We start from the raw sequence: 25,728 nt of genomic DNA, 5'->3' as shown, positions 1-25,728 counted from the left end.
ACTGTGCGCAGCAAGTGCCTCGCGGTCAAGCGGTATGGGGCTTCTCCCCGGCCAGCCACTCCAGCGCCCATTGCGCCTTGCCCTCTTCGGCCAGCAACCGGTGCAAGGTCGGCAGCAGGTCGCGCAGTTCGCTCTCCAGCGTGAAGGGCGGGTTGACCACGACCATTCCCGAGCCATACAGGCGCGGCGCCGGCGCCCTCGCCTCGAAACGGATATCGAGGATTTTCGCGATTCCGCTCGCGGCAAGGTCCCGCCGGAACACAGCGACCGCGTCGTCATCCTTGACCGGATACCAGAGCGCATAAAGCCCACCCGGCCAGCGCCTGTGCGCCTTTATGAGACCGTCGACGATTCGGGCGAACTCGCCCTGCTCCTCGAATGGCGGATCGACCAGCACCAGGCCGCGCTTTTCCTTGGGCGGCAGATGTGCGCCCAGCGCCAGCCAACCATCGAGTTGCATGACTCGGACCTGGAAATCGCCCTCGAAGCGGGTTTTCAGCCGTTCCGCGTCGTCGGGATGCAATTCGATCGCCGACAGCCGGTCCTGCCTGCGCAGCAGATGGCGCACGATGAGCGGCGAGCCCGGATAGCGCGACAGTCCGCCTTGCGGATTGCAGGCGCGCACCGCGTCCAGATAGGGCGCGAGCAGAGCCAGCGCCTTCGGCTCGATCGCAGCGTCCAGCAGGCGTCCGATGCCGTCGTGCCACTCCCCTGTCTTTTGCGCCTCGACGGAGGCCAGATCGTAGAGCCCGATGCCGGCATGGATGTCGATGACCCGGAAAGCCTTGTCCTTCTGCTTCAGATATTCGACCAGCCGGGCAAGCACGGCGTGCTTGACGACATCGGCGAAGTTTCCGGCATGGTAGGCGTGGCGATAGTTCATCGGATCACGCCGAAGCGCCGCCCCGGCCCCAGCGGGGTGGCGGCGGCTGCGAATTGGGATTCTGCGGACGGCCGCCGCCGCGCCCAAACGCCAGCACCAGCCCGATGAAACCGACCGCCATCAACGCATAGCCGATGGGCTGGTAACGAGGGTCCGCTCCGCCCCATTCGTGCCGCAGCACGAGGTCGGCATAGCGGATCGACACGCCCTCGGCATCGCCCAGCCCGGCGGTGAAGATGTAGGTGCCGGAAACGACGGGATCGATGATGCCGGCCGTCTCCATGAAAGCCCGCTCCTGCATCTGGATGTTGGTGTCGCGCGGCTGCGTCCCGGCGAAATCCATCGCCTTGGCGAGAACGGTCTTGCCGTCCGTCGCCGCCGTCAGCGTGACGACGGCCCTGCCCGTCCGCATGGCCTGAAGGCCGGCCACGCCGAGATCGACGACGACACGCAGCGGCGCATCCTTCTCAGCCAGGGTCAGTTGCGCCGGCAGCGGGCCGGTCCCGGCGTCATAGAGGCGCCAGCGGCCGATATCGCGGCTGAGCACCTGGCTGGCCAGCCAGTTGGAACCTGCCAGCGCGATGCCGGCCAGGAAGACGATCAGGAATACGAGACGCATATGGCCGCCTGACGATCGGGTTTCGGCATTTGCGCCATGGCTAGGCCTTACGCTCCCAACGGCGATCCGGCCCCTGCTGCCAGTAGGTCACCGCGTGACCGGCGGCCTTCATCGCCTTCCAGTGCCCCCGCGCCGCCTGGACCTGCGCCGTGTCGTGGCCGTCAAACATGAACACGGCGCGCTCGTAGCCGTCGAGCGCCGGCGGCAAGGCGCCGTCGACCAGAAAGCGGATGCGGGCCTCGTTGACGTTGTCCTCGCCGGTGGTCAACAGGATCGGCTGCTCGGCCGGATGAGGTTCGCGATCGGTCGCGTGGGCGAGAAAGGAATCGTCGCGGAACGTCCACAGATGCGTGTCCAGCGCATCGCGCCGTTCCTGCGTGCCGGTCTGCACCGCCACGCGCCAGCCGCGCGCGACGGAGCGCTCCAGCAGGCCGGGCAGCGCCTCCTCCAGCGTCGATTCGGTCAGATGATAGAACAGCACATCGGCCATGACGGAATGCGGCCTAGCCCTCGTAGTGATCGCGCACGAGGCGATCGAGCAGCCGCACGCCGAAGCCCGAACCCCATGACTGGTTGATTTCGCTGGCCACCGCGCCCATCGCCGTGCCGGCGATGTCGAGATGCGCCCACGGGGTGTCCTTCACGAAGCGCTGCAGGAACTGGGCTGCGATGATGGCGCCGCCGTAGCGGCCGCCGATATTCTTCATGTCGGCGTTCCGGGACTCGATCAGCTTGTCGTATTCCGGGCCGAGCGGCATGCGCCACACGCGCTCCTGCGTCGCCTGCCCGGCTTCGGTCAGCCGCCCCGCCAGTTCGTCGTCGTTGGAGAACAGGCCGGCATAATGCTGCCCAAGCGCCACCATGATGGCCCCCGTCAGCGTCGCCAGGTTCACCATGAATTTCGGCTGGAAGCGGTCGTGGCAGTACCAGAGCACATCGGCGAGCACCAGACGGCCCTCGGCGTCGGTGTTCAGCACCTCGATGGTCTGACCCGACATCGAGGTGACGATGTCACCCGGCCGCTGGGCGTGGCCGTCGACGGCATTCTCCACCAGGCCGACCAATCCGACCGCATTGACCTTGGCCTTGCGGCCGGCAAGGGCGTGGATGAGGCCGGTGACGGCCGCGGCGCCGCCCATGTCGCCCTTCATGTCCTCCATGCCGGAGGCCGTTTTCATCGAATTGCCGCCGGTGTCGAAGGTGACGCCCTTGCCAACGAAAGCGAGCGGCTTGTCCTTCGCCTTGCCGCCCTTCCACTGCATGACGGCCAGGCGAGCGCCGCGTGGCGACCCCTGCGCGACGCCAAGCAGGGAGCCCATGCCGAGCTTCTTCATCTCCTTCTCGGTCAGGATTTCGACGGTGACGCCGAGCGCTTCCAGTTCCTTGATCCGCGCGGCGAATTCGAGCGGGCCAAGCGTGTTGGCCGGCTCGTTGACAAGGTCACGCGCGAGCAGGACGCCGCCGGCCACCGCCTCGACCTCTGCGAAGGCCTTCTTCGCGCCGGCCGGATTGCCTGTCTGGATGGTGATGCGGGCCGGCTTTTTCGCCGTCTTGCCTTCCGCGTCGTCCTTGCGGGTCTTGTACTTGTCGAAGGCATAGCTGCGCAGCAGGATGCCGGCGGCAAGATTTGCCGCCTGTTCCGACCCGACGTCGGCTCCCGGCACGTCCAGCACCACCGTCGCCTCGCTTGCCTTGCGCAGGCCGGCGGCGACCGCGCCGCCGAGTTTCAGCCAGTCGTGCTCGCCGAGCGCGGTCGCCTTACCGATGCCGATCGCCACCAGCCTGTCGAGCCCGCTGCCTTCAGGCGCCAGCACGTCGAGGCTGCTGCCCGGTTTGCCGGTGAATTCCGCTACCGATGCCGCCCGAGCCAGCACGCCGGACGGGTCGCATGCCTTGGCATGCTCCCCCAAACCGCCGCCTTCGGCGGAGAGGACGAAGACCGTCCCCTTGCGCGGCACGGCGAATCTGGCGAAGGAAACGGAAGGCTGGGCGCTCATGGATAACCTGCTGCGATGGTCGGGGTCGAGGCGCGACCTTTGGCGGTTTTGCGGCGTTTTGCAAGGCGTCAACAAATGTGACGGCGCGCTCGTCCCCTACCCTGTTCGATCGCGTTCCGGTGCGTATTTCAGCCGCAACCCTCTGTTAACCAAGGATATTGGCCCTTTCTTAGCCAATATTGCCGAGACTTGGCCTGCCGGGGACATCATCGTTGAAACAGGAACCAGTTGGCTCCGGTTGTGCGCGCATCGCCGGAAAGCTATTTTCCGCCAAGAGGCTACCGGTCGGATCGCTCGAGAAGAACAATCCTGAATGAAGGTCGTTGAACGCTACATCCTGCAGCGTGCGCTCGTGCTCTTCCTGGGCGCGTTGGCGTGGACGTTGGCGATCGTCTGGACGACGCAGGTGCTCGCCCGCATCGACCTCGTCACCGACAGCGGACAATCGGCGCTGACCTTCTTCAAGGTCGCCACGCTCATCATCCCGTCGGTGGTGCCGATCGTCGTGCCGTTCTCGGTGGTGGTGGCGGTCGCCCAGACGCTGAGCGTGATGAACACCGATTCGGAACTGGTCGTCATCAACGCCGCCGGCGCCTCGCGCCTGATGGTGGCGCGGCCGATCCTGCTTCTGGCGCTCTGCGCCAGCATCCTGTGCTTCGTCGTGCACAACGGCGTCGACCCCTATGCCAGGCAGAAGAACCGCGAACTCGTCGCGTCCGCCCGCGCCGACCTTTTGTCGCTCGTCATCCAGGAAGGGACGTTCCGCAAGGTCGAGGACGGGTTGTTCCTGCAGGTCGGCGAACGCCTGCCCGACAATCAGCTCGGCGGCATCTTCGTGGCTGATTCGCGCGAGGAAGGCGTCGATCTCGTCTATTACGCCAAGCGGGGCGCCATCGTCGACCGGAAGGACGAGAAGGTGCTGCTGATGAGCGACGGCGTCGTCCACCGCAAGACGCCATCCGGCGAGGTCTCGGTCATCCACTTCACCTCCTACGCGTTCGATCTTTCGGCGTTCTCGGCCGATGCGGAGCGCCAGACCCTGCTGCCAAAGGATCAGACGACCACATATCTACTTAATCCGGACCCGAACGATTCCATTTTCCAGCACGAGCCAGGCGCTTACAGGACGGAGCTCTTCAAGCGGTTCTCGGATTGGCTTTTCCCGATCACTTTCGCACTGATCGCGCTGGCGGTGGCCGGTGACGCGCGCTCGCACCGGGAGGCGCGCCTGCATCCGCTGGTGACCTCCATTACCATCGCTCTGCTGACCTTCTGGCTGACCTTCTTCTTCGAGGGCAAGGCCAAGACCACCCCCATATTCAACTACGCCATGGCGGCGATGCCGATTGTGATGTCGTTGATCTGCGTCTGGTTCATCTACCGCCAGAAGGCGATGGAACTGCCCGTGGGCTGGACAGACGCACTGACGGAGTTCGGTCGGACCGCCGGCCGGCGGCTTTCGGCGCTGCGGGCCAGCCTTGGCCGTACACGCGGAGGAACCGCGTGATGGGCTGGACGCTGGGACGATATTTCTTCTTCCGCTACGTGGCGATCACCGCGTGGTTCTTCCTCGGCATCGCGGCGCTGATCTTTCTCATCGATTTCACCGAACTGGCAGGCCGCACGGCGCGCCTGCCAGGCTTCACCTATGCCATCGCGTTGACGATATCGGCGCTTCGGGCGCCGATGCTGACGTTGCAGATGGTGCCCTTTGTCGGCCTGTTCTCGGCCATGGCGATGCTGGTGTCGCTCAATCGCAAATACGAACTGGTGATCGCCCGCTCGGCTGGCATATCCGCTTGGCAATTCCTGCTGCCCGCCTGCATCGGCGCGCTGGCTTTCGGCGTCCTTGCGGTCGGTGTCATGAACCCGCTCGCAGCCTATGGCCTGTCCCGCTCGGAGACGATCGAAAGCGACCTGCGCTCGGGCTATTCCAACGAGGTGACCGCCGCCGCCGTCCCGTGGCTGCGGCAAAAAACCAGCGAAGGCGACACCATCATCGGCGCCCGCGCGATCCTGTCGCAAGGCCTGGAGATGGCCGACGCCTCGTTCTTCCAGTTCGACGGAGACGGGAACATCGTCACGCGCAAGGACGCACGCCACGCCTATCTGCGCGACGGCTACTGGGAATTGCAGGACGTGACCGTGCTCGACGCCAACGGTTCGGTGTCCAGGAAGGACAATGACAGGATCGCCACGGATCTGAAGCCGGAGTTCGTCCAGGACCGCCTCGCCCAGCCGGAGACGATCCCTTTTTATGACCTGCCCGGCAAGATTGCGGTTGCCCGCTCGTTCGGCGCAAAGGCAAATGCTTTCGCCATGCAGTTCGATTCGCTGCTGGCGCTGCCTTTCCTGTTGGTGGCGATGACGCTGATCGCGGCGACCGTATCGATGCGATTTGCAAGAATGGGGCAGTCGGGTACGATGATTTTAGGTGGCATCGTGGCCGGGTTTCTGCTTTATGTCGTGTCGGTCCTTGTCAAGGCGTTCGGGGTGGCCGGATTGGTGCCGCCTGTCGTCGCGGCCTGGTTTCCGGTCGTGGTGGCGATGTTTTTCGGGGTGACGTTCCTGTTGTACAAGGAAGACGGCTAGTGAGAGGGGCGGTTTTGCAAAACCGTAAGCCGGTCCGAAGCGCGCTCCTGTGCGGAGTGAGCGCCTTGGCGTGCCTGCTCGCCTGCGGCCTGGATGCACAGCCTGCATTTGCCCAGGCGGTGGAACTCGCCCCCAGCGTTCCCGCCGGCTCGCAGATGCTTCTTGAAGCCGACACGCTGGTCTACGACAACGACGCCCAGACGGTGACCGCCGTCGGCGGCGTGCAGATCGAATACGGCGGCAACCGCCTTGTGGCACAGCGGGTCGAGTACGACCGCAAGACCCGGCGGCTGGTCGCTACCGGCAACGCCCAGATGGTCCAGAGCGACGGGACCAAGATCAACTCCGACCATATCGACATAACCGACGATTTCGCCGACGGTTTCGTCAACGCGCTGCGTGTCGAAACGCCGGACAAGACCTATTTCGGCGCCGAGAGCGCCGAGCGCATGGGCGGCGTGCTGACGACGTTCCACAACGGCGTCTACACCGCCTGCGAGCCTTGCGAAGACAAGCCGAACAAGCCGCCGATCTGGCGGGTGAAAGCACGCAAGATCGTCTGGGACGGCGAGACGCACACCGTCCGCTTCGAGCAGTCCAACTTCGAATTCTTCGGCTTCCCCATCGCCTATCTGCCGGCCTTCGAGATCGCCGACCCGACGGTGAAGCAGAAAAGCGGCTTCCTGATGCCCGGCATAGCCTATGGCAGCAAGCTCGGCTTCGGCGCTTCCATTCCCTATTATTTCGCGCTGTCGCCCACCTACGATCTCACCGCGCGCGGAACCTACTATTCCAAGCAGGGCTTCCTCGGTGAGGCCGAGTGGCGCCAACGCTTCAACACCGGCGAATACAGCATCAAGATCGCCGGCATCTCGCAGCAGAAGCCCGACGCCTTCGACAACGCCGTCGACGCTGGCTTTTCGAGCGATCCGAACAAAAAGCGTGCCATGATGGGCACCAAGGGCCAGTTTGCTATCAATTCGCGCTGGAACTTCGGCTGGAACGTTCTGCTCCAGACCGACAAGAACTTCTCCAGCACATATCACATCGGCGGGTATGCCGACACCGTACACCGTTCGGAAGTCTATCTGACTGGCCTGAACGACCGGAACTATTTCGACGCGCGCGTGATGCACTTCGAAGTGCAGGAAGCAACGCCGGACAAGTGGGACGACGGGTCCGACAATATCTATGCACGCGATCCTTCGCAGCCCTGGGTTCTGCCATCAGTCGACTATGCCTATATTCCCGATATGCCGTTGGCTGGCGGCCAGCTTTCGGTGAACGTCAATACGCGCATATTGCAACGTGACCGGCTCGACCGTGCCTTCGCCACGCCTTACGACATGGCCACCGATGTCCAGCGCGTACGTGGCCTGGCGGGTAATTCAGGCCGGCTGACGGGCGAGGTCGAATGGAAGCGCTCGCTGATCACGGACGGCGGGCTCGTCATCACCCCGCTGCTGGCTTTCCAGGGCGATGTCGACTACGTCTCCGCCTCGTCAGCCTCACTGGTCGCCATCAACCGGATGGCCGGCAATGATACCGATGCGTTCAAGAGCGCATATCCGGGCGTTACGGCCGACATGCGCTCCTCCTTCGCCCGCTATATGGCGACCGCCGGCCTGGAATTGCGCTGGCCGGTGCTCTTATCAGGCGTCGGCTCATCGCACATAGTCGAGCCGATGGCGCAACTTTTCGTGCGGCCGAACGAGCAGTATATCGGCGGTCTGGCCATTCCCAACGAAGACGCGCAGAGCTTCGTCTTCGACGCTTCGACGCTGTTCGAGCGTGACAAATTCTCCGGCTACGACCGCATCGAGGGCGGCACCCGCGCCAATGTCGGTGTGCGCTATTCCGGCAGCTACGACAACGGCTGGACGACGAACGCGATCTTCGGCCAATCCTATCAGCTCGCCGGAGTGAATTCCTTCAACTCGCCCGATCTGGTGAATGCCGGCGCCGAATCCGGCCTCGAAACAGCCACGTCGGATTTCGTCGGACTGATCGGCGCAACGACACCGGGCGGCCTCTCGGCCTCACTCAGCGGCAGGTTCGACGAGCATACGTTCGAATCCCGACGCACCGAGGTCAAACTCGCCTACAGCGGCGATTTTCCGGTTTCGGTCAGCGCTCAGTACGCGTTCATCGAAAGCCAGCCGCTCTACGGTCTTCCCTACGACCGCGAGGAGGTGACCCTCGGCGGCAGCGCGCGGATCAACCAGAACTGGCGCGTTTTCGGATCCGGCACCTACGATCTGCACACCGACCTCATCACCAACAAGGGGATCGGCTTCGCCTACGACGACGAGTGCTTCACCTATATGATGTCCTTCTCCGAGAACCAGACTGCCGACCCCATCACCAAGATAAGGGCGGAGCCGACCCAGAGCATCGGCTTCAACCTGTCGTTCCGGACCCTCGGCGACTTCGGTACCTCGTCGAGCAGCTTCACGGAATAAGGCGCCAATCCTGTCGACATGCTTTCGCCGCATAGAGCAGGCATGCACCGGGCGTATCAGGCCATGATTGGCCAAGGTCGGAACAGAAACGGGAACATCAGATGAGGAAATACCTGTTCTCCGCGAGTTTTGCCCTGCTTGTCGCGGCAACTTCCGTTTCGATCACCCTGCCGACGCTTCCGGCTGTCGCGAGTTCGATCAAATACGTCGTCAACAACATCCCGGTCACCAGCACCGATATCCAGCATCGGGCCGCCTTCCTGCGCCTTCAGCACAGGAAGGGCAGCGCCTCCGATGAAATGATCGAGCAGGCGCTGAAGATGGCCGAGGCCAAGCGGCTGGGAATCCGCATCTCCGACAGCCAGGTGAACGACGCCTATGCGCGGTTCGCCTCGAACAACAAGATGAAGCTTTCCCAGCTCGACGGCATCATGGCGAAGGCCGGCGTCACCAAGGAACATTTCAAGGAATACATCCGTGCCCAGATGGCCTGGAACCAGGCTCTCAGCGCCCGCTATCGCGCCGAGCAGGGCGGCACGGGGACGAGCGAGACGGACGTGGTGCGCAAAATGCTCGACAAAAGTGGCAACAAGCCGAGCGCCACGGAATACATGCTTCAACAGGTGATCTTCGTGGTGCCGAAGGCCGAACGCAGCGCGACGCTCGGCAAGCGCAAGCGCGAGGCCGAGGCGATGCGCGCGCGTTTCAACGGCTGCAGCACCACCCGCGATTTCGCCAAGGGGCTGCTTGATGTCACCGTGAAGGATCTTGGCCGCATCCTGGCGCCGCAATTGCCGCCCGACTGGGCCGACCAGATCAAGAAGACGAAGACCGGCGGAGCGACCGCCGTGCGGGAGACGGAGCGCGGCGTCGAGTTCATCGGTATCTGCAGCGCGCGCGAGGTTTCGGACGACAAGGCCGCGCAGCTTGTCCTGCAGAGCGAAGGGTTCGAAGGCGGTGGCGCCAACGACGAACTGACCAAGAAATACGTCGCGGAACTGAAGGCCAAGGCCCGTATCGTCGAGCGCTGAGGCAATCGTGGTCACTCCCTCGCCGGCGGCGGCTGCCGCACCGTTGGCTCTCAGCGTCGGCGACCCGTCCGGCGTCGGCCCGGAGATCGCGATCGCAGCCTGGCGGTTGCGCAAAGACGCGGCAGTTCCGCCTTTCTACCTGCTGGCCGACCCTGACTTGATCGCGGCGCGCGCGAAAAGGCTTGGTGTATCCCTCGACATTGCGAAGACGACGCCACAGGCAGCCTGCGAAGCGTTTTCCCGCGCACTCCCGGTCGTGTCGCTGGCGGCCAGACTTGCCGACACGCCGGGCCTGCCGGACCGGGCCAACGCAGCCGGCATCGTGGAGGCCATCGACCGCGCCGTGGCCGATTGCATCGCCGGGGCGGCGGCGGCGGTCGTCACCTGCCCCATCGCCAAGAAGCCGCTCTATGATGCCGGCTTCGCCTTTCCCGGCCATACCGAGTATCTGGCGCATCTGGCGTCGCACCACTTCGGTCGAAGCATCCTTCCCGTGATGATGCTGGCCGGACCAGACCTGCGCACCGTACCGGTCACCATCCACATCGCGCTCGCCGAAGTGCCGAAGGCCCTGACATCCGATCTTGTTATCGAGACCGGCCGCATCGTCGCCAGGGACCTGCGGGACCAATTCGGCATCGTCGCGCCGCGCCTGGCCGTTGCCGGCCTCAACCCGCACGCCGGCGAAGGCGGCGCCATGGGGCAGGAAGACCTGCGCGTCGTCGCACCGGCGGTCGAACGGCTGCGCGCGGAAGGCATCGACGCCTTCGGCCCCCTGCCCGCCGACACGCTGTTCCACGCCCGCGCCCGTCAGGGATACGACGCCGTGCTCTGCATGTATCACGACCAGGCGCTGATCCCGGCCAAGATGCTGGCCTTTGACGAAGCGGTGAACGTCACGCTCGGCCTGCCCTTCGTCCGCACTTCGCCGGACCACGGCACGGCCTTCGATATCGCCGGCAAGGGCGTGGCGCGTCCCGACAGCCTGATCGCGGCGCTGAAACTGGCGCGCCGGCTCGCCGACGGTTCCGCCGGCGGACAGCAGGCATGAGCGCAGACGGACTTCCGCCGCTACGCGAGGTGATCGAGCGCCATGGATTGCAGGCGAAGAAGGCGCTCGGCCAGAATTTCCTGCTCGACCTGAACCTTACCGGCAAGGTGGCGCGGGCAGCAGGCGACCTGACCGGCGCGACAGTCATCGAGGTCGGGCCGGGACCGGGCGGGCTGACTCGTGCACTGCTGTTTTCCGGCGCCCACAGGGTCGTCGCCATCGAGCGCGACGAGCGCTGCTTGGCGGCGCTCGCCGAAATCTCGGCACATTATCCGGGACGGCTGGACGTCATTTCGGGCGACGCGCTGAAGACGGATTTTTCAGCCCTGGCCGATGGCCCGGTGAAGATCGTCGCCAACCTGCCCTACAACATCGGCACCGAACTCCTCCTGCGTTGGCTGACGCCAGAAGCCTGGCCTCCCTTCTACCAATCGCTGACGCTGATGTTCCAACGCGAAGTGGCCGAACGCATCGTCGCGAAGGCCGGCAGCGATGCCTACGGCCGGCTCGGCGTGCTTGCCGGCTGGCGCACCGAGGCACGCATCGCCTTCGACGTTCCCCGCCAGGCGTTCACGCCGCCGCCGAAGGTGACATCCTCGGTCGTCCATCTGGTACCACGCGAAGAGCCTCTGGCGGCGGATGTGCGCAAGCTCGGGCGCGTCACCGAGGCCGCCTTCGGGCAGCGGCGCAAGATGCTTCGGCAAAGCGTGAAAAGCCTCGGCGGCGAAGCGCTGCTGGAGCGTTGCGGCATTGACCCGACACGACGGGCCGAAACGCTCAGCATCGAGGAATTCGTCAGGTTAGCGAACGCGATCCCTTGAGGGCAGAGCGAGGCTAGACCTTCTCGTCCAGCAGGCCGGAGACGAAATCGAACAGGCCCGGCCGGCGGTCGCGGCGCAGGCGTTCAGCCGAGACGATCGAGCGCACCTCGGCGAAAGCACGATCGAGGTCGTCGTTGACGACGACGAAATCGTATTCCGTCCAGTGCTCGATCTCGGTACGGGCGTTCTTCAGCCGCGTCTCGATCACCTGCTCCTGATCTTCGGCGCGGCGTTTCAACCGCGCCTTCAGCTCGGCCATCGACGGCGGCAGGATGAAGACGGAAACGATGTCGCCGCGCATCTTCTCCTTGAGCTGCTTGGCACCCTGCCAGTCGATGTCGAACAGCATGTCGCGGCCTTCCGCCATGGCCTTTTCGGCCGGTTCACGCGGCGTGGCGTAGAAATTGCCGTGGACCTCGGCCCATTCCAGCAGTTCGTCGTTGTCGCGCAGGATCTCGAAGTCGCGGCGCGAGCGGAAATGGTAGTGGATGCCATCGATCTCGCTGCCGCGGCGCGGCCGGGTCGTCACGCTGACCGACAGTTCAAAACCCTGATCGCTCTCGATCAGGTTGCGGGCGATGGTCGACTTCCCCGCTCCCGAAGGAGAGGACAGAACGAGCATGAGCCCCCTGCGACGAATGCGGGAAGCGGTGTCCTTGGACGCCATCGACTACTCCAGATTCTGGACCTGCTCGCGAAACTGGTCGACCACGGCCTTCAGTTCCAGCCCGACGGAGGTCACGGCGGCGGCATTCGACTTGGAGCACAGCGTATTCGATTCGCGATTGAATTCCTGCGCCAGAAAATCGAGCTTGCGGCCGACCGCGCCTCCGGCTGTCAGCAAAGCGCGGCCCGAAGCGACATGCGTCTTCAGCCGGTCGATCTCCTCGCGGATATCGGCCTTGGTGGCGAGGAAGGCCGCTTCCTGATTGAGCCGCGCCTCATCGAGATTGGCGGAGGCGTCCATGAGAAGCTTCACCTGCTCGGCGATGCGCGCGCGGATTGCCGCCAGTTCGCGCGACGGATCGGCCTCGGCGCGCAGCGTCAGTGCCTCGATGGCATCGATATGACCCGACAGGAGGCCTTTCAGTGCAGCGCCTTCGTCGGTTCGTGCCTGCTCAAGCCCGTCGAGCGCCTTGTTGAAACAGGTCAGGATCGCCGCATCGGCGGCGGCGCGTTCCTCCTCGGTCTCGACGGCTTCCGGCACGTCGAGAACGCCGCGCAGGGCCAGCAGCCCGTCAGCGCTGGCGGGAGCCGTGCCGAACTGCTCCTGCAAGCGCCTGGCGAGGCCCGCCAGATCTTTCAGGAAAGCCTCGTTGACCACCGGCTGCGCCTGAGCCGCCGCAGCCTTGCCGAGCGTCAGGGTCGCCTGGAAATTGCCACGCGAAAAGCGCTTCTGCACGGCCTGCCGGACCGCCTGTTCGAGACGTTCGAAACCCGTCGGCAGGCGCAGGCGGACCTCGGCGCTCTTGCCGTTGACCGATTTCAGCTCCCACGCCACGGCGGCGCCCGAATGCTCGGCCGTGGCCCGGGCAAAACCGGTCATGCTCTGAAGGTTCATGCGGTTCGCTCCCCCTCGCCCCGATCCGATCTACTGGACCGGAACGACTCCCGTGCCGGCACCGTCTTCGGTCGCCGGTACGTCCTTGCCTGCCTTGGCCGCTTCCTCGGCCTGCTTCTTCTGCCAGGCGCGATAGCGGGCGACGTTCTCGTTGTGCTCATCCAGCGTCGCAGCGAAGACGTGGCCGCCGCTGCCGTCGGCGACGAAATAGAGGTCCTTCGTCTTCGACGGATTGGCGACGGCTTCCAGCGCCGCCTTGCCGGGATTGGCGATCGGCGTCGGCGGCAGGCCGTTGACCAGATAGGTGTTATAAGGGGTCGGCTTGTCGATGTCGGACTTGTAGATTGGCCTGTCGGCCGGCTTTCCCTTGCCGCCGAAGAGGCCATAGATGATGGTCGGGTCCGACTGCAGGCGCATGCCCTTGGCGAGCCGGTTCAGGAAGACGGCCGCGACGCGCGATCGCTCGTCGTTCTTGCCCGTCTCCTTTTCCACGATCGAGGCCAGCGTGACGAATTCCTCGACATTGGCCAGCGGCAGGTCGGGCGCCCGCCGCGCCCACACCTCCTCGACCAGTTTCTTCTGGTCGGCCAGCAACTTGTCCACCATCTGCTGGCGGGTCGCGCCACGGGTGAAGCGCAGCGTGTCGGTGGCGAGGCTGCCTTCGGCGGGCATGGCGGCCGGCATGTCGCCCGTCAGTTCCTCCTGCTCGGCGATGCGCTGGAACGCCTGCTCGACCGTCAGCCCTTCCGGGATGGTCAGCGAATACATCACCGACTTCCCGCTCTTCAGCAATTCCATGATGTCGCGCATCGAAGCCTTCGGCTTGATGTCGTACTCGCCGGCCTTGAGCGCCTGGTCGTTGCCGGAGGCGCGCACGCCGAGCCGGAAGATACGGGCATCCGAAATCAGGCCGTAGCGCTCGAGTTGGTCGGCAATCTCGGCCACGCCGCTGTTCGGCTTGACCAGGAACGTGCCGCCATTGTCAGAGGGTCCGGGTCCGTAGAAGGCCTGCTTGCCGAAATAAAGCGCCACGCCCGCCGCCAGCACCATCAGCATGACGCAGGAGACGACGAAATTCATGAAGACGACGATCTGGCTGCGCGAGGCGCGCGAGCGCTTGCCCGAAGGCGGTGGGGGCGGCGTGCCTGCCTCCGGCCGCAAGGCCTCGCTGGCCGTCTTCGGCATCAGGGGCGCCGCCGGCGGCGCCGGCCGCTGCCCGAAGCCTGCCTCGGCGCTTTCCCCAACGCCTCCATTATCCGCCGGACTGGTGTTCATGGCGTCCTACCGTTGATCTTTCGACGAATCCCCTTCGGCACAGTAGGGGCGAATATGGCAAAATTGGCAGCAGACGGCGGGTGCGAAACGGGCTGATCGAGCGCCCGCCACGTCACCCATTGTATCGCTGGAAGACAAGCGAAGCGTTGGTGCCGCCGAAGCCGAAGGAATTGGACAGCGCCACATCGACGGCGCGCTTGCGCGGCTTGTTCGGCACGAGGTCGATGGCCGTTTCGCGCTCGGGATTGTCGAGGTTGATGGTGGCCGGCGCGATGTTGTCGCGGATGGCCAGGATGGAGAAGATCGCCTCGGCCGCGCCTGCCGCACCCAGCAGATGGCCGATCGACGACTTGGTCGACGACATCGACACCTTCGAGGCCGCATCGCCGACCAGTCGCTCGACCGCGCCGAGCTCGATCGTGTCGGCCATGGTCGAAGTGCCGTGGGCGTTGATGTAGTCGATGTCGGCCGGCGACAGGTTCGCTCGCTTGAGCGCCGCCGTCATGCAGCGGAAGGCGCCGTCGCCATCCTCGGCAGGTGCCGTGATATGATAGGCATCGCCGGTCAGGCCGTAGCCGACGACCTCGGCATAGATCCTGGCACCGCGCGCCTTGGCGTGCTCCAGCTCCTCCAGCACCACGACGCCGGCGCCCTCGCCCATGACGAAGCCGTCGCGGTCGCGGTCGTAGGGCCGCGAGGCGGTCTCGGGCGTATCGTTGCGCTCGGTGGACAGCGCCCGGCAGGCGGCGAAGCCGGCCAGCGAAAGGCGCGATACCGCAGATTCCGCGCCGCCGGCCACCATGACATCGGCATCGCCGAACTGGATCAGCCGGGCTGCATCGCCGATAGCGTGCGCGCCGGTCGAGCATGCGGTGACGACCGCGTGATTCGGCCCTTTCAGGCCGTGCCGGATCGACACTTGGCCGGAAACCAGATTGATGATGTTGCCGGGAATGAAGAACGGGCTGATGCGGCGCGGGCCGCGCTGTTCAAGGATCAGCGCATTTTCCGCTATGCCCTCGATGCCGCCGATGCCGGAGCCGATCATGACGCCGGTGGCGCACTGCTCCTCATGCGTTTTCGGGGCCCAGCCGGAATCCTTCAGCGCTTCATCCGCCGCGGCGATGCCGTAGAGGATGAAGCTGCCGATCTTGCGGAGTTCCTTCGGCTCGAGCACCGCCTCGGGATTGAAGGTGCCGTCGCTGCCGTCGCCACGTGGGATGATGTGGGCGATCTGGCAGGGAAGGTCGTCGACCTGGAATTCGGTGACGCGCCGGGCGGCACTGCGGCCGCTCAGCAACTCCTTCCAGCTATGCTCGAAGCCCATGCCGAACGGCGATAGCAGGCCGAGGCCCGTAACAACGACACGCCTCATAGCCGAAAATCCTCGCCGACGACCGCAGGCAGGATCAGGCCGAAGCCTTGTCGATGTACTTCACGGCGTCGCCGACCGTGAGGATCGTCTCGGCCGCGTCGTCGGGGATCTCGACGCCGAATTCTTCCTCGAAGGCCATGACCAGTTCGACCGTGTCGAGGCTGTCCGCGCCCAGGTCGTCGATGAAGCTCGCCTGTTCGGTCACCTTGTCGGCATCCACGCCCAGATGCTCGATAACGATCTTCTTGACGCGCTCTGCGGTGTCACTCATGTGGGCATCCTCGTCCAATGTTTGTCTGTCTTCGTTAGCGGGCCGAATGCCGCTAATCAAGCTCAAAGATGGCCTTGCCGAAAGCCTTCCGGCAGGCCGGTTTTGCCGCAAACCGCGCGGTTCGGGGCGCAATACACGAAAACCGCCCGGCATCCAAGGCGGCAGCCGGCTTTTTCCCGGCCCGTCCCCGGCAAGGCGGTTCGGGCCGGCATTTCAGCCTCAAATCATCGCCATGCCGCCGTTGACATGCACCGTCTGGCCGGTGACGTAGCCGGCCTCGTCGGAAGCGAGCCAGGCGACGGCCGAGGCGACTTCGGCGCCGGTTCCCATGCGCTTCATCGGGATGGCGCCCATGATCGCCTCCTTCTGCTTGTCGTTCAGCTTGTCGGTCATGGCCGATTCGATGAAGCCGGGCGCCACGCAGTTGACGGTGATGGCGCGGGTGGCGATCTCCTGCGCCAGCGACTTGGAAAAACCGATCATGCCGGCCTTGGAGGCGCAATAATTGACTTGCCCCGGATTGCCGGTCACCCCGACCACCGACGTGATGTTGATGATGCGGCCATGGCGGCGGCGCATCATCGGATGCGTCAACTCGCGCGTCAGGCGGAAGACGGCGCCCAGATTCACGTCGATCACCGCATCCCAATCGGCGTCCGACATGCGCACGAACAGGCCGTCCCTGGTGATGCCGGCATTGTTGACGAGGATATCGACGCCTTCCAGCTCGGCCTCTGCCTTCTGGCCGAGCGCCTTCACCTCGTCGCGGTCCGACAGGTTGGCGGGGAAGAGCTTGACGCGGTCGCCCAGCTCTGCGGCCAGCGCCTCAAGCTTCTCGACGCGCGTGCCGTGCAGGCCGACGAGCGCGCCCTGCGCGTGCAGCGTACGCGCGATCGCTTCGCCGATGCCGCCGGTAGCCCCGGTGACGAGCGCCTTGCGGCCGGTCAGATCGAACATCTTTTTCTCCTTGAAGGCACACCCTTCACACGGGCGTGTCGACTGTATCAGTTCAGCCCAACGCCGCCAGCGCCGCGTCGACATCGGCCGGCGAGCCGACGTTGGCGGTGGCAATGTCGCGATCGATGCGCCGCGCCAGACCCGACAGCACCTTGCCGGCACCAACTTCATAAAGTGTCGTCACGCCGTTGGCGCCGAACCATTCCACCGTCTCGCGCCAGCGCACGCGCCCGGTCACCTGCTCGACCAGCCGCGCGGCGATGGTTTCGGGATCGGTGGTCGGGGTCACCGACACGTTCGACACCACCGGCACGACGGGCGCATTCTTCTTCACCTCGGCAAGGGCTGCGCGCATGGCATCGGCGGCGGGCTGCATCAGCGCCGAATGGAAGGGGGCGGACACCTGGAGCATCAATGCCCGCTTTGCGCCCTTTTCCGTGCAAAGGGCCGCGGCGCGTTCCACCGCCGCCTTGCTTCCCGAAATGACGAGCTGGCCGCCGCCATTGTCGTTGGCGATCTGGCAGATGGCGCCCTGTCCGGCTTCCTGGCAGGCGGCCTCGACACCGTCCTGGTCGAGACCAATGATGGCGGCCATGGCGCCCTCGCCCACCGGCACGGCCGACTGCATGGCGTTGCCGCGGATGCGCAGCAGCCGGGCGGCGTCCGCGACCGACACGAAGCCGGCGGCGGCAAGGGCTGAATATTCGCCGAGCGAATGGCCGGCGACATAGGCAACCTTGTCCTTCAGCGAAAAACCGCGCGCTTCCAGCGCCCTGATCGCCGCCAGCGATACAGCCATCAGCGCCGGCTGGGCGTTGGCGGTCAGCGTCAGCGTTTCTTCCGGCCCTTCCCAGATCAGGCTGGACAGCTTCTCGCCCAGCGCCTCGTCGACTTCGTCGAAGACGCGCCGCGCTTCGGGGAAGGCATCGGCAAGATCTTTACCCATGCCGACGGATTGGCTGCCCTGGCCCGGAAAGGTAAATGCGATCGCCATGGTCTATCCCGGTTTTTCGGTTCTCGATTGCGTGTGACGCAAGCCGGCCCGCCAAGTCAAGCCCGCCTCTGCCGCCGTTCGTCCCGCAAACGCCTGTTCCACAGGGCTTTTCACCGATCACTCATGATTAAAACCGAACACGATTTTTTGCCGGCTCTTTTCATTTTTTTCGCAACCGCTAGGGTCCCGCGTCATTTTAATGACACTTCCGTGACGATGCACGGGTGCATCATGTCAGTAGAAAACGGTGCGGACGTGAACAGGACGACAAAAGAACAGGACCGTATGGCTTCGGGCGCTGAAAAGCGCACGTACAGCTATGGTGCGGCCCTGCGTTACGGGCTGATCTCGCTGCTCGCTTCGGCGGTGCTGGTGTTCGCCATCGAGCTCATCTTCCGCGGCGATGTCGCAGCGACCGTCGGCTTCTTCCTGCAGCCGTTCAAGCCAGGCTGGACGACCGTCATCCTGTTCACCCTGATCCTCGTCACGCTGGACGCCGTTCTGGGGCGCAGGCACCAGGGCCTGATGGTCATGGCGCCGCTGACGCTGGCGCTCGCCTTCATCGGCCACCAGAAATCCAACTATCTTGGCGACCCGCTCTATCCGACGGATTTCCTCTATGCCCGCCAGATCGTAGACCTGATGCCGCTTCTGGTGCGGGAGCGGCCGTGGACGGCGCTCGCCATGGCCGTGGGCCTGCTTGCCGGGCTGACACTGCTGGTCTTCGCGTGGCGTCAATGCCGCCGCCGCATGCCGAGGCTCACCTACAAGGGCAGGGTCGCGCGGCTGGCGCTGTGCCTGCCGCTGCTCGCCTTCTTCGTCTCCATCATGGACTACGCGACGTTCTCGTGGACCCGCGACCGCCTGCAGATCATCCCGATGATGTGGGACCAGAAGGAGAACTACGCCTCCAACGGCTTCGCTCTCGCCTTCGCCCTCAACGTGCCGATGGCGCACGTCTCGGCGCCGGCCGGCTATTCGGAAAAGGCAATGGCGGCGATCGAGCGGCCAAAGGTCACCACGTCCATTCCAGCCGAGAAGCCGGACATCATCGTGGTGATGAGCGAATCCTTCTGGGATCCGACGCAGCTGCCGGGCGTCAAGATCACGCCCGACCCGATGCCGACCGTGCGCTCGCTGCGTTCGGGTTCGATGTTCTCGCCCGAGTTCGGCGGCATGACCGCCAACGTCGAGTTCGAGGCACTGACCGGCTTCTCGAACGCCTTCCTGCCGGCGGGCTCCATCCCCTACCAGCAGTATGTACGCGCGCCGATCCCGTCGCTCGCGACCTTCTTCAAGAGCGAAGGCTACGAGGCGCGGGCCATCCACCCCGGCACCAACTGGTTCTGGAACCGCACCAACGTCTACGCCGATTTCGGCTTCGACGACTTCAAGTCGGAAGAGACGCTGCCGCCGATGGCCAAGCGGGGGCCGCTGGCCTCGGACGCCGCCATGACCGACGAGATCATCCGCGAAGCCGATTCAACGCAGGAGCCGTTCTTCTTCTTCGCGGTCAGCCTGCAGAACCACGGCCCCTACGAGCCGCATCGCTATAGCGACACCACGCACAAGGTCGAGGCGCCGACCAGCCAGTGGGCGCGCGATTCGCTCGCCAGCTACGCCGAAGGCGCGGCCGACGCCGACCACGGCCTCCAGCGGCTGATCGAGTGGGCGAAGAAGCGCGAACGGCCGACCGTCATCGCCTTCTTCGGCGACCATCTGCCGCCGCTGGGACCCGTTTATGTCGAGACCGGTTTCCTGAAGGACAACGTGGCGCCGCGCCGGGAAGCGGCCGACAAGATGCTCGAACATCACCAGACGCCGCTGGTGGTGTGGTCGAACAAGACCGGCCCGGAGACGGACATCGGTCCGGTCAGCTCGGCCTTTCTGCCCTATCATATCCTGAAGACGGCCGGCATTACGCACCCCTACTACACCGGCTTCCTCGGCGAACTGAACGAGCGCTACAGCGTGGTCGACCGCAATATGCTTCTGGCCCGCGACGGTGAAGCAGCCATGGACTGGGCGCGCCAGAAGGAGATCGATGCGGGGATCCGCAATTTCCGCTTCCTGCAGTACGACATGATGTTCGGCAAGCGCCGCGCGGCGCCCGACTTCTTCCCCGAGACGGCCGAAAAGCCGCAGCATACGAGCTAAAAAAGCAGGCCGGGCGCGCGCGAACGCCCGGCCCGGCTTGACTTTCCGGGCACAATCTTTATGTGTCCGCCCAAGTTTTCGCGCCCGGTCGTTTTCCCGATCTTCCGGCCGCCGGAATTTCACGACATTCAACGGACGAACACCCATGGCCAAAGCCGCGAACATCAAGATCAAGCTTCTGTCGACCGCCGATACCGGCTTCTTCTACGTCACCAGCAAGAACAGCCGCACCAAGACCGACAAGCTGTCGTTCCGCAAGTACGACCCGGTCGCCAAGAAGCACGTCGAATTCAAGGAAACCAAGATCAAGTAATCCTGGTCTTGTTGGCCTTTTGCGAAAGCGCCGCCTCCGGGCGGCGTTTTTCGTTTCGGCTGCTGGCCGGCGACGTCAAATGCCTGTCATGCAGGCCCTGTTCATGGTCGAAATGAAACACCTCGACCGGATTTGCCGATCGGGTAATTATGAGGCCGGCCTCGCCCTCGGATCGCAGCGGTGAAAGATGAATGATCCTGACACCGGGACAGGCCTTCAGCGGCAAAAGGGAAGCGCAGGCGAAGTCTTCGCCGCGTTCCTCAAACTCGGCCTGACCTCCTTCGGCGGCCCAATCGCCCATCTCGGCTACTTCCGCAACGAACTGGTGGTTCGCCGGCGCTGGATCGACGAGAAGGGCTATGCCGATCTGGTCGCATTGTGCCAGTTCCTGCCGGGTCCGGCATCGAGCCAGGTCGGCTTCGCGCTCGGGCTTCTGCGCGGTGGGCCGTTGGGGGCCGCGGCCGCCTGGGCTGCCTTCACGCTGCCGTCGGCAATCCCGCTGGTATTGTTCGCATTTGCGACCGCCGCATCGGGAACGGCGGCCGATTCCGATATCGTCCACGGCCTCAAGGTCGTTGCCGTGGCCATCGTGGCCCAGGCCGTATGGGGCATGGCGAAGACCCTGTGTCCGGACCGGACGCGCGCCGGCATCGCGCTTGGCGCCGTGCTGATCGTGGCTTTCGCACAGGGCGCGTTCGCCCAGGTCGCCGCGATTCTGGCCGGCGGGCTTGCCGGCTTGTGGATGTGCCGGTCGGACCGCGAGGCGATCTCCGGCCATCTGACGTTCGCCATTTCGCCCACGGTCGGGACCGTCTGCCTTCTGCTGTACGCCGTCCTCCTCTTCGGCCTGCCGGCCGCGGCGGCGATCCTGCAGTCGCAAGGCATTGCCGTTTTCGATTCCTTCTACCGCGCGGGCGCGCTGGTCTTCGGCGGAGGCCATGTTGTGTTGCCGCTGCTCCAGTCGGGCGTTGTAGAGCCGGGCTGGGTGTCGACGGATACGTTCCTGTCCGGCTATGGCGCGGCACAGGCGGTTCCCGGCCCTCTTTTCACCTTCGCCGCCTATCTCGGCGCAAGCCTCGGCCCCGAACCCAACGGGCTCCTTGGCGCGGCGATTGCGCTCGTCGCGATCTTCCTGCCCGGTTTCCTGTTGCTGGTCGGCGTGATACCGTTCTGGGACGCCCTGCGCGCACAGCCGAACGCCCAGGCGTTCATGCGCGGTAGCAACGCCGCCGTCGTCGGCATCTTGGGCGCCGCCCTTTATCAGCCGATATGGACCAGCGCGATTGCCGGACCGCACGACTTCGCGCTGGCACTCGCATGCTTCCTGCTTCTCATGGTCTGGAAAGCGCCGCCCTGGATCGTGGTCGTCGTGGCTGTGTTCGGCGGCCTGGTCATCGGACGCATGGCATAGCCGGCGCCGGCAAGACGGCTGGTCGCAAGGCCGGAAGTCCGTCTCGCGAAACGTCTTTGCTGGAAAGAAGGGGGCCGGTCGGCAATCTGGCAGCGGTACGAGGAGGCCACTATGTGCCAGCGCCGGCCGGCCGACCCCACGGACCCAGGAGATGCGGCGGACCTGAGCATCATGGGGTATTCGGAATGCCCGGCTTGCCCTCCCCGCCGGTTCCACCCGTTGAACGTCATGGAACATTTGCGCAAGAGCTTATGAAAATCAACAGTTTCTTAACCACAGCTCGCGAATCGCTTGGGTTAAGGTAAACCGCTAACCGTAATGGCTTGCGCCGGCGCCGGAAAATTGCAAGCGGCCGGCCTGTATTCGAACAGGATGAGGCGCCGGCGGCGTGCTCAAGCCGCCTTGGCGACGACCCGGTTGCGGCCGCCGTTCTTGGCTTCGTAAAGGGCAAGGTCGGCCCGTTTCATCAGCCCCTCCACCGTATCCAGTCCCTTGAGCAGCGACGACACGCCGACGCTCACCGTGACGGGGATCGATTTGCCGTCGTGGCCGATGGCGAAGGGCTCGCGCTCGATCTCGGCGCGGATGCGCTCGGCGACCTTCTCGGCGATGTGGCCTTCGGTATCGGGCATGACGACGACGAATTCCTCGCCGCCGAAGCGGCAGGCCAGGTCGATGCCGCGCACGTTCTTGCGCAGCCGGCGGGCGAACTCGCGCAGCACGTCGTCGCCACCGTCATGACCATGGGTGTCGTTGATCGACTTGAACCGGTCGAGGTCGGTGATCATCAGCGACAGCGGGCGCCGGCGGGCAACCGCGCGGTCGAACAGCGTCTCGAGGTGGCTGTCGAGGTAACGGCGGTTGTGCAGACCGGTCAACCCGTCGGTGACAGCCATCTCGATCGTTTCGGTGACGCTGGCGCGAAGCTGGTCGTTATAGCGCTTGCGGCGCACCTGCGTGCGCAGCCGCGCGGTCAGTTCCTGCTGGTCGATCGGCCGCATCAGGTAATCGTTGATGCCGAGTTCCAGCCCGCGGATGATGCGTTCGTCCTCGCTCTCCTCGGCCAGAAGGATGATCGGCATGAAACGCGTGCGGTCGAGCGAGCGAAGCTGCGAGCACAGCCGCAAGGGATCGAAATCGGCGAAGCCGGTCGACACCAGCACGCATTCGTAGGGGGTCTCCGCCGCCTGGAACAGTGCTGCATGCGGGTCGGGGCAAATGTCCAGTTCCGCCATGCCGCGCAGCAGCTTGCGCATGCGCTCGGAAGAAGACGGGCGCTCATCCACCAGAAGCACCTTCGGCACGGCGTCGGCGGCTGCGAAGCTGCGGCTCAGCAATTCCTCGATGCCGATGTTGCGTGTGGTCGAGGCGCGCAGCCGCAATTCGTCGGTCAGCATCTTCAGCCGCACCAAGCTTTTGACCCGTGTCATCAACTGCAGGTCGTTGACTGGCTTGGTGAGGAAATCGTCGGCGCCGACTTCCAGCCCCCGGATGCGGTCCGAAACCTGATCCAGGGCAGTAATCATCACCACGGGTATATGCGAGGTCGCCGGATCGTTCTTGATACGGCGGCAGACCTCGAAGCCGTCCATGTCGGGCATCATGACGTCGAGCAGCACGACGTCGACCTTGCCGTTCTCACAGGTTTCGAGCGCATCGGCGCCGTTGGTCGCCGTCAGAACCTCAAAATATTCAGCCAGAAGCCGGACTTCGAGCAGTTTCACATTGGCCGGAATGTCGTCGACGACAAGAATGCGGGCGGTCATCTCAAAGCGGCTCCGGTCGGCAGGCAGGTGGGCATCAGGCGTCGCCCAGGTAGGATTTGATCGTTTCGATGAAGCGCGGCACCGAAATCGGCTTGGAGATGTAGGCTTCGCAGCCGCCCTGCCGGATGCGTTCCTCGTCGCCCTTCATGGCGAAAGCGGTGACGGCGATGACGGGGATGACGTGCAGGTCGTCGTCCTCCTTCAGCCACTTGGTCACCTCCAACCCCGACACCTCGGGAAGCTGGATATCCATCAGGATCAGGTCGGGCCTGTGGGTGCGCGCCAGGTCGAGCGCCTCCAGCCCGTTGCGCGTGCGCACGGTCTCGTAGCCGCTGGCCTCGATGAGGTCGCGAAAGAGCTTCATGTTGAGCTCGTTGTCCTCGACGATCATGACCTTCTTCGGCATCGACTTCCCGTCCCGGCGGCCTTCGTCCGAACACCGCCGTTCGCGTTCGCGGGGCAAACGCACCAAACCCGGCGCCGAACCTACCGCAAGATAATTGACGAAACGGAAACCGGCGGTTGAAAAGGCGCTCGATTCCCGTGCGAGGCTGACACCGGCCTTGTCGTGCCGGGCACTTGCGGCTACTGCGGAAGGCAGACTCAATCACTCGCAAGCCAAAGGTAGTGATGGCAAATCCAGCGTCAATGCGCGAGGAGGCGGAAGCCGTTGCGATCCGCGCGCTCGGCTTCGTGGCGGCGGATCCGGAGCTTCTGCCGCGCTTCCTGGCCCTTACCGGCATCGAGGCGTCGTCCATCCGCCGCGCCGCCGCGGAACCGGGCTTCCTGGCCGGCGTGCTGCAATTCGTCCTGGCGCACGAGCCGACCCTGATGCGCTTCTGCGAGGAAACCGGAACGCCGCCGCCGGCGGTGGGCATGGCGTTGAAGGCGCTGCCCGCCGGCGACGACAACCACGAGCGGTCGATATGAGCGACGATCCCGAAACGCTGCGCCAGATCGAGGAACTGGCGGCCGACGACCGGCCGCTGCTGGTGCTCGACGTCGACGACGTCGTGCTGGAGTTCATCCGGCCGTTTCCGAAATTCCTCGAGCAGCAGGGCTTCAAGCTGACCATCTCGTCCTTCCGGCTGACCGGCAACATCGCCGAGACGGCGACCGGGCGGCTGGTGGAACAGACGGAAGTGACGGCCCTGCTCGACGCTTTCTTCGACGGACAGTCAGAGTGGCAGACGATCACGGAGGGTGCGGCCGAAGCGCTGGCCGTGCTCGGCGAGCAGGTCGAGATCGTGCTGTTGACGGCGATGTTCCACCGCCATCGCGCCACCCGGCGAGCGCATCTCGACGCGCTCGGCCTGTCCTACCCGCTGCTCACCACGGAAATGGCCAAGGGGCCGGCGGTGGCGCGCCTGCGCGGCGCCAGCGGCCGCCCCGTCGCCTTCGTCGACGACCAGCCGAACAACCTCGTCTCGGCACGCCAGTCGGTGCCGGACGTGCACCTTTTCCACCTGATGGCCGACAATTCGCTGCGCGCTTTCCTGCCGCCGCTGCCGGACGACATCGTTCCGGTCCACGACTGGCGCGAGGCTACGCCGAGGATCGCCGAGGCGCTCGGAATCTAAAGTACCAGCCGCATCAGCGGCCGACCGGCCTTGCGTTCCGCTATCCTGTGGAAGCCGGCCTTCTCGAACACCCGCGAGGAGCCGACGAACAGGCCGATGGAACGCGAATCCTTGGAAAGGTCCATCGGGCACGCCTCAAGGTAGCGCGCGCCGTTTTCCCGAGCGAAGCCGACGCCGCCTTCCACCAGCCGATGCGTCAGACCATGGCCGCGTGCCTTCGTACGGATAAAGAAGCACGAGATCGCCCAGACGGCCGGATCGGCGGCGTCTGCCTGCTCCAGCGGCGCCGATCCCCTGCCCTGATTGTTCCACTCCGGCACGTCGGCGCGCGGGCCGACCTGCATCCAGCCGACCGCCTGTCCGTCGTCGAAGGCAAGCAGGCCCGGCGGCGGCCCGACCTCGATGCGCGAGCGAATGTGATCCTTGTTGCGCTCGCGATTGTTCTCGCGGCGCACCGCCGGCGGCAGCCGGAAATGCGTGCACCAGCAGCCATAGCAGGCGCCCTGCTTGCCGAACAAATCCTCGAAGGCCGGCCAAAATTCCGCCGTCACCGGTTCGATCGAAATGGCCATGGGTCCGGTCGCCTTGTCCCGTCCGATCATGTAGACTAGA

25 protein-coding genes are annotated in these 25,728 nt (G+C 64.9%); 11 read left to right on the top strand and 14 right to left on the bottom strand.

The features are described 5' to 3' along the window. Window positions 1-25: 25 nt before the first annotated feature. Genes E6C48_RS07645 through E6C48_RS07630 form a run of 4 tightly spaced genes read right to left on the bottom strand, consistent with a single transcriptional unit; the run spans window position 26 to window position 3,499 of the window. Window positions 26-883 carry a 23S rRNA (adenine(2030)-N(6))-methyltransferase RlmJ gene (locus tag E6C48_RS07645; protein ID WP_136355700.1) on the bottom strand — a complete coding sequence of 286 codons (858 nt, stop codon included), beginning with the start codon at window positions 881-883 and terminating at the stop codon, window positions 26-28. A 4-nt stretch (window positions 884-887) separates the two neighbouring features. Beyond that, a complete protein-coding gene (locus E6C48_RS07640) occupies window positions 888-1,502 on the bottom strand; it encodes a hypothetical protein (RefSeq protein WP_136355698.1) in 615 nt (204 codons plus the stop codon). A 40-nt stretch (window positions 1,503-1,542) separates the two neighbouring features. Beyond that, window positions 1,543-1,992 (bottom strand): DNA polymerase III subunit chi, encoded by a 450-nt coding sequence (locus E6C48_RS07635; protein WP_136355696.1) that lies wholly within the window; start codon window positions 1,990-1,992, stop codon window positions 1,543-1,545. Between the two features lie 13 nt (window positions 1,993-2,005). Next, on the bottom strand, window positions 2,006-3,499 hold the full coding sequence (locus E6C48_RS07630; protein WP_136355694.1) for a leucyl aminopeptidase: 1,494 nt from the start codon (window positions 3,497-3,499) through the stop codon (window positions 2,006-2,008). A 313-nt stretch (window positions 3,500-3,812) separates the two neighbouring features. Between E6C48_RS07630 and lptF the strand changes: the two genes are divergently transcribed. The 6 genes from lptF (at window position 3,813) to rsmA (ending at window position 11,456) form a co-directional block, all read left to right on the top strand. Beyond that, on the top strand, window positions 3,813-5,006 hold the full coding sequence (lptF, locus tag E6C48_RS07625; protein ID WP_136355692.1) for an LPS export ABC transporter permease LptF: 1,194 nt from the start codon (window positions 3,813-3,815) through the stop codon (window positions 5,004-5,006). Then, window positions 5,003-6,091, top strand: coding sequence for an LPS export ABC transporter permease LptG (gene lptG / locus E6C48_RS07620; RefSeq protein WP_206086445.1), 1,089 nt, complete (start codon window positions 5,003-5,005; stop codon window positions 6,089-6,091). Before lptF ends, lptG begins: the two co-directional genes overlap by 4 nt. After that, window positions 6,091-8,553, top strand: a complete 2,463-nt coding sequence (locus E6C48_RS07615) for an LPS-assembly protein LptD (RefSeq protein WP_136355690.1) — start codon at window positions 6,091-6,093, stop codon at window positions 8,551-8,553. Before lptG ends, E6C48_RS07615 begins: the two co-directional genes overlap by 1 nt. Window positions 8,554-8,654: 101 nt before the next feature. Continuing rightward, complete coding sequence (locus E6C48_RS07610) at window positions 8,655-9,584, top strand: peptidylprolyl isomerase (protein WP_136355688.1); 930 nt, start codon at window positions 8,655-8,657, stop codon at window positions 9,582-9,584. A gap of 7 nt (window positions 9,585-9,591) precedes the next feature. Next, on the top strand, window positions 9,592-10,635 hold the full coding sequence (gene pdxA / locus E6C48_RS07605) for a 4-hydroxythreonine-4-phosphate dehydrogenase PdxA (protein WP_168734475.1): 1,044 nt from the start codon (window positions 9,592-9,594) through the stop codon (window positions 10,633-10,635). Next, complete coding sequence (gene rsmA, locus E6C48_RS07600) at window positions 10,632-11,456, top strand: 16S rRNA (adenine(1518)-N(6)/adenine(1519)-N(6))-dimethyltransferase RsmA (RefSeq protein ID WP_136355686.1); 825 nt, start codon at window positions 10,632-10,634, stop codon at window positions 11,454-11,456. Before pdxA ends, rsmA begins: the two co-directional genes overlap by 4 nt. 13 nt (window positions 11,457-11,469) lie before the next feature. Here rsmA and gmk read toward each other — a convergent pair whose 3' ends face one another. The 7 genes from gmk to fabD all read right to left on the bottom strand — a co-directional run bounded on the left by gmk (window position 11,470) and on the right by fabD (window position 17,889). Continuing rightward, entirely contained in the window at window positions 11,470-12,123 is a 654-nt protein-coding gene (gene gmk, locus E6C48_RS07595; RefSeq protein WP_136355684.1) for a guanylate kinase, read from the bottom strand. 3 nt (window positions 12,124-12,126) lie between these two features. Next, window positions 12,127-13,017: a YicC/YloC family endoribonuclease gene (locus E6C48_RS07590; RefSeq protein WP_136355682.1), complete on the bottom strand. Its 891-nt coding sequence runs from the start codon at window positions 13,015-13,017 to the stop codon at window positions 12,127-12,129. 30 nt (window positions 13,018-13,047) lie between these two features. After that, complete coding sequence (gene mltG / locus E6C48_RS07585) at window positions 13,048-14,292, bottom strand: endolytic transglycosylase MltG (protein WP_136355680.1); 1,245 nt, start codon at window positions 14,290-14,292, stop codon at window positions 13,048-13,050. Between the two features lie 112 nt (window positions 14,293-14,404). Next, the gene (gene fabF, locus E6C48_RS07580) at window positions 14,405-15,667 is read right to left on the bottom strand and encodes a beta-ketoacyl-ACP synthase II (protein WP_136355677.1); all 1,263 of its coding nucleotides are present in this window, start codon (window positions 15,665-15,667) and stop codon (window positions 14,405-14,407) included. Window positions 15,668-15,701: 34 nt separating this feature from the next. Then, window positions 15,702-15,938: an acyl carrier protein gene (locus tag E6C48_RS07575; protein ID WP_006203723.1), complete on the bottom strand. Its 237-nt coding sequence runs from the start codon at window positions 15,936-15,938 to the stop codon at window positions 15,702-15,704. A 219-nt stretch (window positions 15,939-16,157) separates the two neighbouring features. Further along, window positions 16,158-16,895: a 3-oxoacyl-[acyl-carrier-protein] reductase gene (gene fabG, locus E6C48_RS07570; protein WP_136355675.1), complete on the bottom strand. Its 738-nt coding sequence runs from the start codon at window positions 16,893-16,895 to the stop codon at window positions 16,158-16,160. Between the two features lie 52 nt (window positions 16,896-16,947). Next, window positions 16,948-17,889 (bottom strand): ACP S-malonyltransferase, encoded by a 942-nt coding sequence (gene fabD, locus E6C48_RS07565; protein WP_136355674.1) that lies wholly within the window; start codon window positions 17,887-17,889, stop codon window positions 16,948-16,950. Between the two features lie 285 nt (window positions 17,890-18,174). Here fabD and E6C48_RS07560 point away from each other — a divergent pair, with 285 nt between their 5' ends. From E6C48_RS07560 to chrA, 3 genes are all read left to right on the top strand, one after another. After that, window positions 18,175-20,046, top strand: coding sequence for an LTA synthase family protein (locus tag E6C48_RS07560; RefSeq protein ID WP_168734474.1), 1,872 nt, complete (start codon window positions 18,175-18,177; stop codon window positions 20,044-20,046). 145 nt (window positions 20,047-20,191) lie between these two features. Next, window positions 20,192-20,359 carry a 50S ribosomal protein L33 gene (gene rpmG, locus E6C48_RS07555; RefSeq protein WP_006201775.1) on the top strand — a complete coding sequence of 56 codons (168 nt, stop codon included), beginning with the start codon at window positions 20,192-20,194 and terminating at the stop codon, window positions 20,357-20,359. Between the two features lie 187 nt (window positions 20,360-20,546). After that, entirely contained in the window at window positions 20,547-21,770 is a 1,224-nt protein-coding gene (chrA, locus tag E6C48_RS07550; RefSeq protein ID WP_136355672.1) for a chromate efflux transporter, read from the top strand. Between the two features lie 392 nt (window positions 21,771-22,162). Here chrA and E6C48_RS07540 read toward each other — a convergent pair whose 3' ends face one another. Next, window positions 22,163-23,536: a PleD family two-component system response regulator gene (locus tag E6C48_RS07540; RefSeq protein WP_136355670.1), complete on the bottom strand. Its 1,374-nt coding sequence runs from the start codon at window positions 23,534-23,536 to the stop codon at window positions 22,163-22,165. Between the two features lie 34 nt (window positions 23,537-23,570). Continuing rightward, entirely contained in the window at window positions 23,571-23,927 is a 357-nt protein-coding gene (locus E6C48_RS07535) for a response regulator (RefSeq protein ID WP_082549853.1), read from the bottom strand. A gap of 239 nt (window positions 23,928-24,166) precedes the next feature. Here E6C48_RS07535 and E6C48_RS07530 point away from each other — a divergent pair, with 239 nt between their 5' ends. Then, window positions 24,167-24,466 (top strand): DUF3572 domain-containing protein, encoded by a 300-nt coding sequence (locus E6C48_RS07530; protein ID WP_136355668.1) that lies wholly within the window; start codon window positions 24,167-24,169, stop codon window positions 24,464-24,466. Further along, window positions 24,463-25,116 carry a hypothetical protein gene (locus E6C48_RS07525; RefSeq protein WP_136355666.1) on the top strand — a complete coding sequence of 218 codons (654 nt, stop codon included), beginning with the start codon at window positions 24,463-24,465 and terminating at the stop codon, window positions 25,114-25,116. The genes E6C48_RS07530 and E6C48_RS07525 overlap by 4 nt, the downstream gene beginning before the upstream one ends. On the opposite strand, the gene E6C48_RS07520 is transcribed toward E6C48_RS07525, so the two are convergent. Next, a complete protein-coding gene (locus E6C48_RS07520) occupies window positions 25,113-25,688 on the bottom strand; it encodes a GNAT family N-acetyltransferase (protein WP_136355664.1) in 576 nt (191 codons plus the stop codon). The genes E6C48_RS07525 and E6C48_RS07520 overlap by 4 nt on opposite strands. Between the last annotated feature and the right edge of the window lie 40 nt (window positions 25,689-25,728).

The sequence above is a fragment of the Ollibium composti genome, assembly GCF_004801285.1.
Classification (GTDB): domain Bacteria; phylum Pseudomonadota; class Alphaproteobacteria; order Rhizobiales; family Rhizobiaceae; genus Mesorhizobium; species Mesorhizobium composti.
Note: the sequence above shows the minus strand (reverse complement) of the source record. Positions and strands in the feature narration are given on the sequence as shown.

Coding starts and splice junctions, on each gene's coding strand:
- E6C48_RS07645 (WP_136355700.1), bottom strand. CDS start 883: ATGAACTATCGCCACGCCTACCATGCCGGAAACTTCGCCGATGTCGTC.
- E6C48_RS07640 (WP_136355698.1), bottom strand. CDS start 1,502: ATGCGTCTCGTATTCCTGATCGTCTTCCTGGCCGGCATCGCGCTGGCA.
- E6C48_RS07635 (WP_136355696.1), bottom strand. CDS start 1,992: ATGGCCGATGTGCTGTTCTATCATCTGACCGAATCGACGCTGGAGGAG.
- E6C48_RS07630 (WP_136355694.1), bottom strand. CDS start 3,499: ATGAGCGCCCAGCCTTCCGTTTCCTTCGCCAGATTCGCCGTGCCGCGC.
- lptF (WP_136355692.1), top strand. CDS start 3,813: ATGAAGGTCGTTGAACGCTACATCCTGCAGCGTGCGCTCGTGCTCTTC.
- E6C48_RS07610 (WP_136355688.1), top strand. CDS start 8,655: ATGAGGAAATACCTGTTCTCCGCGAGTTTTGCCCTGCTTGTCGCGGCA.
- rsmA (WP_136355686.1), top strand. CDS start 10,632: ATGAGCGCAGACGGACTTCCGCCGCTACGCGAGGTGATCGAGCGCCAT.
- gmk (WP_136355684.1), bottom strand. CDS start 12,123: ATGGCGTCCAAGGACACCGCTTCCCGCATTCGTCGCAGGGGGCTCATG.
- E6C48_RS07590 (WP_136355682.1), bottom strand. CDS start 13,017: ATGAACCTTCAGAGCATGACCGGTTTTGCCCGGGCCACGGCCGAGCAT.
- mltG (WP_136355680.1), bottom strand. CDS start 14,292: ATGAACACCAGTCCGGCGGATAATGGAGGCGTTGGGGAAAGCGCCGAG.
- fabF (WP_136355677.1), bottom strand. CDS start 15,667: ATGAGGCGTGTCGTTGTTACGGGCCTCGGCCTGCTATCGCCGTTCGGC.
- E6C48_RS07575 (WP_006203723.1), bottom strand. CDS start 15,938: ATGAGTGACACCGCAGAGCGCGTCAAGAAGATCGTTATCGAGCATCTG.
- fabG (WP_136355675.1), bottom strand. CDS start 16,895: ATGTTCGATCTGACCGGCCGCAAGGCGCTCGTCACCGGGGCTACCGGC.
- fabD (WP_136355674.1), bottom strand. CDS start 17,889: ATGGCGATCGCATTTACCTTTCCGGGCCAGGGCAGCCAATCCGTCGGC.
- E6C48_RS07560 (WP_168734474.1), top strand. CDS start 18,175: ATGGCTTCGGGCGCTGAAAAGCGCACGTACAGCTATGGTGCGGCCCTG.
- rpmG (WP_006201775.1), top strand. CDS start 20,192: ATGGCCAAAGCCGCGAACATCAAGATCAAGCTTCTGTCGACCGCCGAT.
- chrA (WP_136355672.1), top strand. CDS start 20,547: ATGAATGATCCTGACACCGGGACAGGCCTTCAGCGGCAAAAGGGAAGC.
- E6C48_RS07540 (WP_136355670.1), bottom strand. CDS start 23,536: ATGACCGCCCGCATTCTTGTCGTCGACGACATTCCGGCCAATGTGAAA.
- E6C48_RS07535 (WP_082549853.1), bottom strand. CDS start 23,927: ATGATCGTCGAGGACAACGAGCTCAACATGAAGCTCTTTCGCGACCTC.
- E6C48_RS07530 (WP_136355668.1), top strand. CDS start 24,167: ATGGCAAATCCAGCGTCAATGCGCGAGGAGGCGGAAGCCGTTGCGATC.
- E6C48_RS07525 (WP_136355666.1), top strand. CDS start 24,463: ATGAGCGACGATCCCGAAACGCTGCGCCAGATCGAGGAACTGGCGGCC.
- E6C48_RS07520 (WP_136355664.1), bottom strand. CDS start 25,688: ATGGCCATTTCGATCGAACCGGTGACGGCGGAATTTTGGCCGGCCTTC.